This window comes from Thioclava sp. F36-6 (assembly GCF_002020305.1).
GTDB classification, from domain to species: domain Bacteria; phylum Pseudomonadota; class Alphaproteobacteria; order Rhodobacterales; family Rhodobacteraceae; genus Thioclava; species Thioclava sediminum.
Map to the genome: position 1 here is coordinate 785,232 of NZ_MPZX01000001.1, position 12,525 is coordinate 797,756.

At 65.5% G+C, this 12,525-nt stretch carries 15 protein-coding genes and 1 tRNA gene; 4 read left to right on the forward strand and 12 right to left on the reverse strand.

All coding sequences use genetic code 11. The features are described from left to right. The first annotated feature begins 55 nt into the window (after nucleotides 1–55). Genes BMI88_RS03725 through BMI88_RS03735 form a run of 3 tightly spaced genes read left to right on the forward strand, consistent with a single transcriptional unit; the run spans nucleotide 56 to nucleotide 2,058 of the window. Complete coding sequence (locus tag BMI88_RS03725) at nucleotides 56–979, forward strand: carbohydrate kinase (protein WP_078546176.1); 924 nt, start codon at nucleotides 56–58, stop codon at nucleotides 977–979. Then, on the forward strand, nucleotides 976–1,425 hold the full coding sequence (gene dtd, locus BMI88_RS03730) for a D-aminoacyl-tRNA deacylase (protein ID WP_078546178.1): 450 nt from the start codon (nucleotides 976–978) through the stop codon (nucleotides 1,423–1,425). The genes BMI88_RS03725 and dtd overlap by 4 nt, the downstream gene beginning before the upstream one ends. 51 nt (nucleotides 1,426–1,476) lie before the next feature. Further along, complete coding sequence (locus tag BMI88_RS03735) at nucleotides 1,477–2,058, forward strand: thymidine kinase (RefSeq protein WP_078539757.1); 582 nt, start codon at nucleotides 1,477–1,479, stop codon at nucleotides 2,056–2,058. A gap of 3 nt (nucleotides 2,059–2,061) precedes the next feature. Here the strand turns inward: BMI88_RS03735 and BMI88_RS03740 are convergent, their stop codons facing one another. The 7 genes from BMI88_RS03740 to BMI88_RS03770 form a co-directional block, all read right to left on the reverse strand. After that, nucleotides 2,062–3,180, reverse strand: coding sequence for a beta-ketoacyl-ACP synthase III (locus tag BMI88_RS03740; protein ID WP_078519698.1), 1,119 nt, complete (start codon nucleotides 3,178–3,180; stop codon nucleotides 2,062–2,064). Nucleotides 3,181–3,222: 42 nt separating this feature from the next. Next, complete coding sequence (locus BMI88_RS03745) at nucleotides 3,223–4,170, reverse strand: D-glycerate dehydrogenase (RefSeq protein WP_078546180.1); 948 nt, start codon at nucleotides 4,168–4,170, stop codon at nucleotides 3,223–3,225. Next, entirely contained in the window at nucleotides 4,170–4,505 is a 336-nt protein-coding gene (locus BMI88_RS03750; RefSeq protein ID WP_078546182.1) for a tRNA-binding protein, read from the reverse strand. The genes BMI88_RS03745 and BMI88_RS03750 overlap by 1 nt, the downstream gene beginning before the upstream one ends. Continuing rightward, entirely contained in the window at nucleotides 4,502–5,314 is an 813-nt protein-coding gene (gene proC, locus BMI88_RS03755; protein WP_078546184.1) for a pyrroline-5-carboxylate reductase, read from the reverse strand. The genes BMI88_RS03750 and proC overlap by 4 nt, the downstream gene beginning before the upstream one ends. A gap of 27 nt (nucleotides 5,315–5,341) precedes the next feature. Beyond that, a complete protein-coding gene (locus BMI88_RS03760; RefSeq protein ID WP_078519694.1) occupies nucleotides 5,342–5,845 on the reverse strand; it encodes a YbjN domain-containing protein in 504 nt (167 codons plus the stop codon). Nucleotides 5,846–6,129: 284 nt separating this feature from the next. Then, nucleotides 6,130–6,205: transfer RNA gene (locus BMI88_RS03765), tRNA-Ala, on the reverse strand. 86 nt (nucleotides 6,206–6,291) lie between these two features. Beyond that, a complete protein-coding gene (locus BMI88_RS03770; protein ID WP_078539752.1) occupies nucleotides 6,292–6,744 on the reverse strand; it encodes a thioredoxin domain-containing protein in 453 nt (150 codons plus the stop codon). A 68-nt stretch (nucleotides 6,745–6,812) separates the two neighbouring features. Here BMI88_RS03770 and BMI88_RS19710 point away from each other — a divergent pair, with 68 nt between their 5' ends. Further along, on the forward strand, nucleotides 6,813–6,989 hold the full coding sequence (locus BMI88_RS19710) for a hypothetical protein (RefSeq protein ID WP_158522074.1): 177 nt from the start codon (nucleotides 6,813–6,815) through the stop codon (nucleotides 6,987–6,989). Nucleotides 6,990–6,994: 5 nt separating this feature from the next. Here BMI88_RS19710 and BMI88_RS19445 read toward each other — a convergent pair whose 3' ends face one another. The 5 genes from BMI88_RS19445 to BMI88_RS03790 all read right to left on the reverse strand — a co-directional run bounded on the left by BMI88_RS19445 (nucleotide 6,995) and on the right by BMI88_RS03790 (nucleotide 12,408). Further along, nucleotides 6,995–8,128: a primosomal protein N' (replication factor Y) - superfamily II helicase gene (locus BMI88_RS19445; protein ID WP_246831816.1), complete on the reverse strand. Its 1,134-nt coding sequence runs from the start codon at nucleotides 8,126–8,128 to the stop codon at nucleotides 6,995–6,997. Between the two features lie 4 nt (nucleotides 8,129–8,132). Then, the gene (locus BMI88_RS19450; RefSeq protein ID WP_078599486.1) at nucleotides 8,133–9,269 is read right to left on the reverse strand and encodes an SPFH domain-containing protein; all 1,137 of its coding nucleotides are present in this window, start codon (nucleotides 9,267–9,269) and stop codon (nucleotides 8,133–8,135) included. Nucleotides 9,270–9,291: 22 nt separating this feature from the next. Then, nucleotides 9,292–10,260, reverse strand: coding sequence for a DUF2927 domain-containing protein (locus tag BMI88_RS03780; RefSeq protein WP_078546187.1), 969 nt, complete (start codon nucleotides 10,258–10,260; stop codon nucleotides 9,292–9,294). After that, nucleotides 10,257–11,435 (reverse strand): toxic anion resistance protein, encoded by a 1,179-nt coding sequence (locus BMI88_RS03785; RefSeq protein ID WP_078546189.1) that lies wholly within the window; start codon nucleotides 11,433–11,435, stop codon nucleotides 10,257–10,259. Before BMI88_RS03785 ends, BMI88_RS03780 begins: the two co-directional genes overlap by 4 nt. Nucleotides 11,436–11,496: 61 nt before the next feature. Further along, entirely contained in the window at nucleotides 11,497–12,408 is a 912-nt protein-coding gene (locus BMI88_RS03790) for a 5-bromo-4-chloroindolyl phosphate hydrolysis family protein (protein ID WP_078546191.1), read from the reverse strand. Between the last annotated feature and the right edge of the window lie 117 nt (nucleotides 12,409–12,525).

Sequence of the window (12,525 nt, forward strand, 5' to 3'; positions counted from 1 at the left end):
TCGCGTGTAGCAGGTGTTAGCGGTATCGGAACGCGATGACGGAGGAGAAAACCCGATGATCCTGAGCTGTGGTGAAGCACTGATCGACATGCTCCCGCGCGAGAGCGCGCAAGGCGAGGCGGCCTTTGCGCCCTATCCGGGGGGTGCGGTGTTCAACACTGCGATCGCGCTGGGGCGGCTCGGGGCGCGCTCGGGGTTTTTGTCGGGGTTGTCCGAAGACCTGTTCGGCAAGATGCTGATCCACTCGCTGTCCGATAGTGGCGTCGATGCGGGGCTTGCAGTGCGTTCGGACCGGCCGACGACGCTCGCCTTCGTGACGCTGACCGACGGCCATGCGAGCTACGCTTTCTACGACGAGAATACGGCTGGCCGGATGCTGAAGATCGAGGACATGCCCGAGATCCCGGCAGAGGTGAAGGCGATGTTCTTCGGCGGCATCTCCCTGCCGGTCGAGCCTTGCGGTGCGGCCTATGAGGCGCTGATGCTGCGCGAAGCCGAGAGCCGCGTCACCATGATCGACCCGAATATCCGCCCCGGTTTCATCGGCGACGAGGCGGCCTATCGCGCGCGGCTGGAACGGATGTTCGCCGTGGCCGATATCGTCAAGGTCTCGGACGAGGATCTGCGCTGGATCGAAGGGCCGGGCACCATCGCAGATCTGGCGCGTGGGTTGCTCGCCAAGGGGCCGAAGCTGGTCTTCGTCACCGAAGGCGCGACCGGCGCGCATGGCTTCTCGAAACACTGCGAGGTCTTCGTGCCCGCGCGCAAGGTCGAGGTCATCGACACGGTGGGCGCAGGCGATACGTTCAACGCAGGCGTTTTGGCCGCGCTGGACCGTGCCGAGGCGCTCGACAAAGGCGCGCTCGCTCGCGCCGAGGAAGGGCTGATCTCGGACTGCCTGAAGCTTGGCGTGGCAGCCGCTGCGGTGGTCGTCAGCCGGGCAGGGGCCAACCCGCCCTGGGCGGACGAACTGGCATGAGGGCGCTGATCCAGCGGGTCTCCGAGGCCTCGGTCACCGTCGACGGCAAGCGCATTTCCGAGATCGGGCCGGGCCTTCTGATCCTGTGCTGCGCGATGCAGGGCGATGACGAAAAGGTCGCCGAGAAACTGGCCGAGCGGGTCTCGAAGCTACGCATCTTCAAGGATGAGGCGGGCAAGATGAACCGCGCGGTGGGCGATATCGGCGGCGCCTGTCTCGTGGTCAGCCAGTTCACGCTGGCCGCCGACACCTCGCGCGGCAACCGCCCCGGTTTCTCTGCGGCAGCGCCGCCCGAAGACGGCGATCGGCTGTATCAGCATTTCGCCCGGCACCTCGAATCTCTGGGCCTGCCGGTTCAGACCGGCGAGTTCGGTGCGGATATGAAAGTGGCGCTTCTGAATGATGGGCCGGTCACGATCTGGATGGACAGCGCCGACCGTCCCTGAGCGTCGCGTGGGCAGTCTTGCCCCCCTGAAAAACGCGGGCTATTGCAGGCCATGGCCAAGCTCTACTTCCATTATTCCACGATGAACGCGGGCAAGAGCACGATCCTCTTGCAAGCCTCCCACAACTATATTGAACGCGGGATGGAGACCTTCCTCGTGACTGCGCGGCTCGACAATCGTGCGGGCGACGGGCGCATCGCGAGCCGGATCGGAATCGGTGCGGAGGCGGCCTGTTTTTCCGAAGAGACCGACATGTTCGCGCTGATCGAGGCGCGGCTGGCAGAGGGCCCCTGTGCCTGCATCTTCGTGGACGAGGCGCAGTTCCTGACTGAGACGCAGGTCTGGCAGATCGCCCGCGCGGTCGATGACCTGCGCGTGCCGGTGATGTGCTACGGGCTGCGGGTGGATTTTCAGGGCAAGCTGTTCCCCGGCTCGGCGGCGCTGCTGGCGCTGGCCGACGAGATGCGCGAAGTCCGCACGATCTGCCATTGCGGCAAGAAGGCCACGATGGTGGTGCGGATGGGCCCGGACGGCCAAGCGCTGCGCGATGGCGATCAGGTGCAGATCGGCGGCAACGAGACCTATGTCAGCCTCTGCCGCCGTCACTGGCGCAAAGCGATGGGCGAGGCGTAAGCCTCAGATCTTCTCGAGAACGACCGAGCCCACCGAATAGCCCGCCCCGAAGGAACAGATCAGCCCGATCTCGCCCGGTTTGAAATCGTCGGAATATTTCGAAAACGCGATAATCGACCCGGCAGACGACGTGTTGGCGTAATCCTGCAGGATATTGGGCTGCTCGCCCGGCTCGGGATCGCGGCCCAAGACCTTCTTGCCCACGAAGTCGTTCATCGTCTTGTTGGCCTGATGCAGCCAGAGACGGTGCAGATCTTCGGGCTTCACCTCCGCGTCGGCGAGATGGCCGAGGATGTGCTGAGCGACCATCGGCATCACTTCCTTGAAGACCTTCCGACCTTCCTGCATGAACTGCATGTCGCGGCGGTCGGCCACGCCATCGGGGCGGGTGCGGCGCAGGAAGCCGTTATTGTTGCGGATGTTGTTGGAAAATTCCGTCGCGCAGCGGGTGGAGCGGATCAGGAAGCCATGCGGCGCATCCTCGCGCCGTTCGATCAGCGTCGCGGTGGCCACATCGCCGAAGATGAAATGGCAGTCGCGGTCGCGCCATTCGAGGTGGCCCGAGGTGATCTCGGGGTTCACGACCAGCGCGCGCCGCACGGAGCCCGTGCGGATCATGTCGGCGGCGGCCTGAATGCCGAAAGTGGCCGAGGAACAGGCGACGTTCATATCGAAAGCGAACCCGCCCGCGCCGAGAAGCTTCTGGATTTCGATCGCGACGGCCGGGTAGGCGCGCTCCATATTCGAGGCCGCGCAGATCACGAGGTCTATGTCCTCGCCTTTACGCCCGGCCTGCGCCAGCGCCTTGTTGCAGGCATCGAGCGCGATTTCCGCCATGATGCCCGGCTCGTCATCCGAGCGCTGGCGCAGGCGCGGATACATGCGCGTCGGATCCAGCACGCCTTCCTTGTCCATCACGTAGCGCTGCTCGATCCCGGAGGCTTTCAGGATGAACTCGACCGAGCTATGCGGCTTGGCCTCGATCTCGCCCGCGGCGATGGCCTCTGCGTTCTCGGCGTTGAACAGATCGGCATAGGCGTTGAATGCCTCGACCAGTTCGGCATTCGTGATGACGTGTTCCGGCGTATAGACCCCGGTCCCGGTAATGACGGCTTGATGCATCGGATCCTCCTTGGCAGAGCCTCCCGCCAAGGAGGTGAAAGGTCAAGACGACACGCGATTGGGCGGCGTGTTGCCGTCACGAAAGGCGATGAGATTGTCGACCGCCATGTGGCCCATGTCGTCACGCACCTCAAGAGCGGCGGTGCCGAGATGCGGAAGCAACGTGACGTTATCCAGTGCGCGCAGGGCTTCCGGCACATAAGGCTCGCGCTCATAGACGTCGAGGCCTGCGCCCGCGATCGCATTGCCCTGCATCGCCGCCACCAGTGCGGCCTCGTCGACGATATCGCCGCGCGCGATGTTGATCAGATGCGAATGCGGCTGCATCTTCGCGATCTCGGCCGCGCCGATCAGGTGATGGGTGGCGGGGCTGGCGGGTACCGCGATCACCACGAAATCGGAACTGGCGAGCAGCTCGTCCTGGCTTAGATGCGTCGCGGGGAAGCCCGGGTCGACGGGGGTGCGCTTGGTATAGGCGACCTCCATGCCGAAGCCGAAATGGCAGCGTTTCGCAATCGCCGTGCCGATGCGGCCCAGACCGATGATGCCGACCTTCTTGCCCGAAACGTGCTGGCCGAGGAATTGCGTCGGCGTCCAGCCGGTCCAGTCGCCGCGCCGCACGAAGCGCTCGCCCGCCGAGGCACGTCGTGCGCTCATCAGGATCAGCATCATGGCGATGTCGGCGGTGGCATCGGTCACGGCGCCCGGCGTGTTGGTCACCGTGATGCCTTTCGCCTCGGCGGCAGCCACGTCGATATGGTTATAGCCGACCCCGAAGTTGGCCACGATCTTCGCGCGCGGGCTGCCCTCGAAGGCCGCCGCCGTCACCTTGTCGCCCAAGGTCACAAGAAGCGCATCGTATTCGGCCAGCGCCTGCCGCGCCTCGTCCTCGGTCATCGGCGCGGCCCCGTTGCGGAAGGTCACGTCGAATTCCTTCGCCACACGGGCCTCGACTTCGTCGGTCAGCTTGCGGGTCACGAGGAGCTTCATCAGAACATCCTCCCGCCGATCGGCACGTCCTTGTCGGGCGTCAGCAGCACGACCTCGCCAGCCGCGTCCGGGACGCCCAGCACGAGCGCCTCGGACATGAATGGCCCGATCTGGCGCGGCGGGAAGTTGACCACGCCGAAGACCAGCTTGCCGACCAGCTCCTCGGGCGCGTAATGCACCGTGATCTGGGCGGAACTTTTCTTCACGCCGATCTCCGGGCCGTAATCGACCCAGAGCTTGATCGCGGGCTTGCGCGCCTCGGGGAAGGGCTCGGCCTGCGTGATCCGCCCACAGCGAATGTCGACCTTCATGAAGTCGTCGAAGGAGATGGTCATTTCCCCAGCTCCCGGTTGCGCGCGATATTCGCGGCGACCGCTTTGCGCATCAGGGGTGGCATGCCGGTCTCGGGGTCCATCAGAACCTCCAGCGCCGCCGCCGTCGTCCCGCCGGGAGAGGTCACGTTCTCGCGCAGCTTCGAGGGTGTCTCGTCGCTATCCTCGGCCAGTTGCCCCGCGCCGCCAACGGTCGCCTTGGCGAGTCGCAGCGCCAGATCGGGGTCGAGCCCCTCGGCCTCGCCCGCCGCCGCCATCACCTCGATCAGGTGGAAGACATAGGCCGGGCCCGAGCCGGAGACGCCGATCACGGCGTTCATCTGTTCCTCATCGTCGAGCCGCACGACCTGACCCACGCCGGTCATCAGCGCATCCGCCGTGTCTAGATCGTCGCCGGTCGCGTTCGGATTGCCGACGATCGCGGTCACGCCACGGCCGATCGCGGCAGGCGTGTTGGGCATCGCGCGCACCAGCCGGGCCTGTTTGCCCAGCATCTTCTCGTAGCCCTCGATGGTGATCCCGGCGGCGACGGTGACAAACAGAGTGTCGCCCTCGGCCATGGCCGAGAGTTGCGGCAGCGCGTCGGCCATCATCTGCGGCTTCACCGCGACCAGAACGACAGCCGGATTCTCGGGCAGATCGGCGTTGAGGTTCACGCCGGACTCTTTCAGCCAATCGGACGGATTCGGATCGACCACCCAGACCGAGGCTGCGGGCAGACCGCCCTTCAACAGCCCCTGAAGGATCGCGCCGCCCATGCGTCCGCAGCCCAGAATGACGAGGCCGCGGTCGGAAATCTTGTCAAAGCTCATGCTTCCCCCTTTTGGTTCGGGGGGAGATTAGGCGCGCCCGTAGGCCTCCGCAATGGCCACCTGCATCGCGTCTTCAGGATCGCGCTCGCCCCAGGTCGCCAGCTGGAAGGCCGGGTAGAACCGCTCGGAGGACACGACAGCCGCGCCGATCAGACGGTCGATCTGCTCCGGCCCGGGCAGCTGCCCGCCCGAGAGCACAAGACCATGCCGCCAGACCATCAACCGCTGATCGGGCCAGAAGGTGAAGGCGCCGGTCCAGACCCGGTCGTTGATGCGGTTGAGAAGCTCGTAAAGCGCGCCTTCGCGGGCCGGCGGCGGGTCCATCTCGAAGGTGCAGATCAGCCGCAGGGTTTCGTCCATCGGCGACCAGGCGAGGGTGATCGAGTAGGTCCGCCACTGACCCTCGACCGCCATTGCGATCTGGTCATCGGTGACCCGGTCGAATTCCCATTCATGGGCTTCGGCCAGCGTCTCGACGATGTCGATCGGGTGGAGTTCTTCGGCGTACAGATAGTCTTCGCTCAGTGCCATGCTCGTATCCCCCTGCCTTTTTAGATGCCCGGGGTGCAGCTCCCCTAGGGCTTGTCGGCTTTACAAGGAACGGCGGTAGCAGCCGCCTGTCCCTACAAGATATCGTGTAGGCAGGTTGCTATTGTGTAAAGCAATTTCTGGTGGATAAGCCGGGTGGCCCCCACGAAATCTGGGGATAGTTCATCCACAACGCGGGGCGGATTGCGGATTGCTACCCGCTAAGCGTTTGAGATTGTTCGGAAACGCAAAAAGCGCCCGAAGATCGGGCGCTTTTTGAAGCGGTTTGGTGGAGCCTAGGGGGATCGAACCCCTGACCTCGTCATTGCGAACGACGCGCTCTCCCAGCTGAGCTAAGGCCCCGAACCGTGGCGTGGTATTTCGCGCAAGGCGCGGGCGTTGTCAAGCGGCCCGCCCGCGCCGTGCGCGAAATTTTCTGCTGATCCGCGTTATGCGGGCACCGAGATTTTCGACTTCACGAAATTGACCAGATCGCCTGCCGGGCGGGCGCCTGCGGCGCGGGCGACCTCGCGGCCCTTGGCGAACAGGATGAAGGCGGGGATGCCCTGAATCCGGTAGCGCTGGGTCGCGGTCGGGTTCACCTGCGTGTTGATCTTCGCCAGCCGCACATGCGGCGTCAGCTTCTCGGCGGCCATGTTGAACTGCGGCGCCATCGCCTTGCACGGGCCGCACCACGGCGCCCAGAAATCGACCAGCAGCGGCAGATCGTCCTTTTCGGCCTTGGCGAGCGTCTTGAAGTCGACTTCGGTCACCTTGTGCGAGACGAGCCAGCCGCCGCAGGTGCCGCATTTCGGATTCGCGCCCAGCTTCTCGGCGGGGACGCGGTTGGCCTGCCCGCAATCAAGGCAGGTTACGCGGTAGCTTTGAGAGGATTGGGTCATGTCACCCCTCCTTTACATTGGGTTGCAAGATATATCGGAAACCCACTTCGGCTTTGCAAGGAGACGACATGACGCGCTGGAAAGAGCTGAGCCCCGAACGCCAGATGGACCTTCGCGCCGCCTATGACATCGAGATGGCGCGGCAAACCAATACCTGTTCGCTCGACGAAAAGATCGCGCGCTTCGCCGAATGGCTCGCCCCGCAGGGCATCGCCTTCGGGATGGACGATCTCGCGAAAGGCTGACCCGCTCAGCGGCTCTTGAGATAGAACAGCGTCCCCCCGACGATCGCCGCAGCGAGCACCGCCAGCGCGATCTTCCATGCAGACCACGGGCGATCCCCGCGCACGCGGCCCGTCTGGGCGTTCACGACGAAGCGGTAGGAGCGGCCGCGGAACTTGTAGGCGGCGGTCCAGATCGGCAGCAGGATATGCTTGAAGGTCTCGGCCGAGAACTGCGGGTCCATCGCGCCGATCCGCTGCTCGTCGCCGCCGATATCGCGGCGAATGTCGGTCTGGATGACGCGGATCATCTCGGCCTGCGCGGCGTGATGGCCCTCTTGCAGTTGCACTGTGTAGCCCTCGGCGGTGAAGCCCGCGAGATAATCGCGCCGGTAGGGCTCCAGCGCGCCCAAGTCCCACGGGCGCAGCGCCTGCACGTAATCGGGCGGCAGCGAGCGCGCGGCGTAGATCACCACATCGTCGAAATCGCGCGCCACCTGACCCGAGACCGGCGTCCAGCGGATGCGCCGGACCTGCTCGGTGCGGGGGCCTTTGTCGGTCTGCACCGTGCGCGTGACGTAATAGGCGTCGCCGCGCTGGCCGGAATAGCGTGTGCGGGTCGCGGCGTCGAAGGTCCAGAAGGGCGCGTAGATGCCGGTCATGCGCCGCCCCTTGCGGGCATATTGCGACAGCCCATTGGGCGCGAACCACAGCGAGCCGAGCCATTTCGAGAGCGCCGCGCGCGCTTGGTCCTCGGTCAGTTGGAAGGGCAGCACCCCTTGCGGCTTGATCAGCCGCGTCGTGCCGGTATCGACCACAACGGGCGTCGCGCAGAACGGGCATTCGGTCGCGTGCTCGCCGTTCTGCAACTCGATCGAGGCGCCGCAATTGGGGCAGGAGACAGTGCGGTGCTCCTCCATCTCCTGCGCGGGCAATTCACGGGTCAGCGCATCGTCGAGCGGCAATTCGCGCAAGCGCGCCTCTCCGCGCCCGGTGGCGGAGGGGATGTCCTGCACATGGCCGCAATGATCGCAGACGAGCCGCGTCTGGCCCGGCGCGAAGCGCAGATCGGCGCCGCAGCTCTCGCAGTGATAGTGGCTCTCGCCGCGTGGGTCGGCAGGGGCGGCAGCCGCGCTCCGCCCCACTTTCGGGAAACCCAGCATCGGATCAGCTCGCAGGTGGCGCGGCAGGCGGAGGCGGCGGCGGCGCGATGGTGAAGAGCTGCGCCAGTTCGGTAACGTCTTCAGCGCGCATCCAGCCGTTCTGGCCGGGCGTCCAGACGAGGCTGTCGCGGGTGAGCGAGCCTTCCGACACCATACGCCCCAGATGCCCGCGCCCGAAGGGCCCCTGCGTCTGGCCGTTGACCGCGAGATGCCAGACCTTCTCCACCGGCGGCGGGGGAGGGGGCGGCGGTGCGGCGGCAGCGGGTTGCTGACCCATCTGCCCCCAAGGCCCCATCTGCTGGCCCATCGCCATGCCCATGCCGGCACCCATGCCCGCGCCCATCGCGGCGCCCATCCCGGCGGAGGCGCCCGAGCCCGGCTGGCCCATCGCCTCGGCGGCATTGTATTGCATGTATTTGTTCAGATCGCCCACGATCCCCATCGAGGTGCGCTTGTCGAGAACCGCCTCCACCGCCTCGGGCAGCGAGACGTTCTCGATGTAGAATTCCGGCAGCTCCAGCCCGTAATTCGCGATGGTGGGCGCGATTGCCTTGGTGATCAGCTTGCCCATGTCGGCGGTGTTGGCGGCCATGTCCAGGATCGGGATGCCCGAGCTGGCAATGGCGCGCGAGAACTCCTGCACGATCACGTTGCGCAGCTGGTAGCTAATCTCGTCCGAAGTGAACTCGCCATCGGTGCCCACGATCTCGGTCAGGAACTTGCCCGGATCGGTGACGCGCATCGAATAGGTGCCGAAGGCGCGGATGCGCACCGGGCCGAATTCCGGATCGCGCGCCATGACCGGGTTCTTCGTGCCCCATTTCAGGTCGTTGAACCGGGTGGTGTTGACGAAATAGATCTCGGACTGGAAGGGCGATTTGAAGCCGTGATCCCAGTGCTGAAGCGTGGTCAGGATCGGCAGGTTGTTGGTCTCGAGCATGTAGAGCCCGGGCCCGAAGATATCGGCCAGCTGCCCCTCATGGACGAAGACGGCCGCTTGACCTTCGCGCACGGTCAGCTTCGCGCCGTATTTGATCGCGTGACCCTCGCGCTCGAACCGCCAGACCATCGTGTCGCGGGTGTCGTCGGTCCAGCCGATGACGTCGATGAATTCGCCGGAGAGGAAATCGAGAATGCCCATGGATGCGGTTCCTTCTTGGTTCTCAGCTTGCGCCGCCCAGCAATTCGGAGGCGATGGTGGTGACGATCGGGCGGGCCTCGCGTTCGGTCATGCCGGGCGTCAGGCGCGGGTCGTAAAGCATCTGCAGCAGCAACTCGTCATGCTTGGTCAGCAGCGAGAATTCCTCGTCATCGTTGAAAATCGAGGGCCGCGCGCGCGGATAGTCATTGGCGAGGCCAAGCCCCTGGGCCAGTTCCTCATGGATGCAGCTGGTGCGCAGCTCCGGCGGGTGTTCGCCCCGGATCACCGCGACGGCGTCGGTATAGATTGGACTGTCGCCCTGCGAGAAGGCGAAGACCACGCAATAAGTCGAGAGCGGCAGGTTGGTGATCGCCTCGACCGAGCTGTCATCGATCCCCGGTACCAATTGGCGCAGGCGCGGACCGATCGCCCGGCGCTCGTCCTCGTTGAGGAACAGGACGTGGAAATTGCCGCCGCGGTTCACCACGCTGACCGGATGGCGCGAGGCGCGCGCAAGCTTGCCCGCATAGGCGCGCACTTCGGCGATATCCGAGGCGCGGTCGGCCTTGGGGATCGAGGCGCCGAAGTCGATATCCATCCGCACCGGCTTGTCCCAGCGCCGCAGGCGCGAGGGCGTCTGACGCGCGACGAACCCGCCGCCCTGCGCCGCGTATTCGTCGTAAAGCGCGATATGGATGAAGTCCTGCACCAGCTGCCGCTGGTTGAACGGCGCATCGCGCGGCGCGACATCGGTGCGCAGCTGGCCGCGCGCCTCCATCTCGGCTGCGGTCTTGGCGAAATAGGCTGACATCTCCCGCGAGAGCGCGCTTTGCTTGGTGGCGCCCGAGCGATCGAGATCGGCCGGTGCGCTGGGCGGGCGCGCGGTCTTATCCGGTGCGAGCGGCGAGCCGCCCAAGCCCGGCGCGCAGGCCGAAAGGGCCAGCGCCGCCAGCCCTGCAAGAACCGGAAAGGCCGCACGCATCCGTGTCATCCCGCAGCTCCGCCAGCCTGTGCGGAGGATTTCGCCGCCGACAGGGTGTCGCGCAGCTTGTCTTCCATCTCCACCAGATCATGCTCTGCTGCGGCGCGCTTGCGCTTGCCCTCATCCGCGATGCGCAAGGAGTCCTCGATCGTGGCGACCAGATCGGCATTGGCCGCCTTCACCGCCTCGATGTCGAACACGCCGCGCTCCATCTCGGTGCGGATCTCGGCATTGGCTTCGCGCAGATTCTTGGCATTCGATTTCAGAAGCTCGTTGGTCAGATCATTGGCCTCGCGCACAGCGCCTGCCGCCTCGCGCGAGCGCTGGATCGTGACCGCCTGCGCCAGCTGGGTCTCCCAGAGCGGCACGGTGTTCACGAGCGTCGAGTTGATCTTGGTCACGAGGCTCTTGTCGTTTTCCTGAACCAGCCGGATCGAGGGCAGCGACTGCATCGTCACCTGACGGGTCAGTTTTAGATCATGCACCCGGCGCTCCAGATCGTCGCGGGCTGCGCGCAGATCGCGGATTTCCTGCGCCTTGAGCACTTTCTGATCCTCGGAAGCGGCGTCCATCGCCGCCTCTTTCGCGGGGATTTCCTCCCGGTCGAGCTGGGCCAGCTTTTCCTCGCCCGCGGCGATATAGAGCGCGAGCTCGTCGTAGAAATGCAGCGTCTTGTCGTAGAGCATATCGAGCGATTTAATGTCCTTGAGCAGCTTGTGCTCATGGCTCAGCAACTCGTCGGTGACGCGGTCGATCTGGCCCTGCACCTCTTCGAACCGGGCGATGAAGTTGCCAAACGGCGCGGCGCGGCCCAGCAGCTTTTCCCACCAGCTCCGCTTGCGGCGCACGTCGAGTTCCGAGACCGAGAAGCCGCGGATCGTGGTGACGATCTGGCGCAGGCTGTCTCCGGCGGGGCCGACATCCTTGTTCTTGACGCCCGAGAGCATCTCCTGGCTGATCGATTGCAGATCGACCTGCGCGCGCGAGCCGAACTGCACGATGGAATTCGAGTCGCCCATGTCCAGCTCGGCCATGCGCTTGCGGATTTCCTCGGCGGTCTCGGGCGGGGCCTGATCGAGCGGCGTCACCGCCTCTGCCGGGCCCGGCTCGGGCAGCAGCGAACCGCTGACACCTTCCACTTCGGTCATCAGCTCGGTTGCCTTTTGGCGGGTCGTCTCGGTCATCTCAGGGCCTCCTTGCGCCTGTCGGGGCAGTTCCCGGTGTCACTTGTCACGTCACAATTCGTCAATTCTCGCGGGTCGTCGGCACGACCCCTTCGCGCGCCAGCCGGTCGCGCAGCACGTCGATCTCGATCTCCAGCCCCTCGCGGCCGTCTTCCAGCATCTTGCGGGTGCGGGCGGTGAAATTCGCCTCCAGATCATCGAGCAGCGCCGCGTAATCGTCGCGTGCCTTGTGATCGCGTGTGTTGCGCCACAGATCGGCGAACTTGATCGTCGCGTCGCGCGCGCCCTCCAGATAAACGGTCATGTAGCGCCGCGCCTGCGCCAGATCGCCGGGGTCTTCCTCGACCGCGCGGAACAGATCGCGCGCGGTGGTGGCGAATTGCTCGACCCGGGTGATCAGCACTCGCTCGCCCGACGGGGTGATCGCCCTGCGCATCTCGGTCAGATAGGCCTCGCCTTCCTTGACCACGCGAGCGACGCGCTCTTGCTGAAACTCGTCGACGCCCTCCATCCCTTTGTCTTTCAGCGGGTCGAGGCCGAAAGCCACGAGCGAGACCACCGTGCCGATAGCCCCGATCCCGGCCGCGCCGATCATGCCCAGTTCGGGGGCCTGTGCACCCAGTGCGAGACCCAGACCATAGGCGACGGAACCCAGAATTTTCCGCGGGAAGGCCGGGCGCTTGGCCGAGCTGCGCGCGACATAGGCGAATTCGGCCCGCAGCCCCTCGCGGATCGTCCAGGCGGCGCCTGCGATCAGTGCGAAAGCGCCAAGCGCGCGGGCCAGTGCGAAGGGGCCTTCGCCGAAAGCGCCCAGCAGGAAGGGCAGGGCGGCGGCCACGATCCAGAACGGACGGCCTTCCTCGGGGTGGCGGGCATCGGGACGACGATGGGGCGGCACGCTGCGGGGATCGTGCAGGTCGGGCCCGCTGGCCGGGCCTTGGGGCGAGTATTTTCCGCCATAGCGTTGAGTCATCATACGCTCCCGGTGAGCGCGACCGACAGCGTCAGCGCGATCATCAGCCAGAAAGCGATTCTCTTTTGCGCCTCGCGCGACATCGCCAGCCCCTGCCATCGGACGCGAATTTCGACG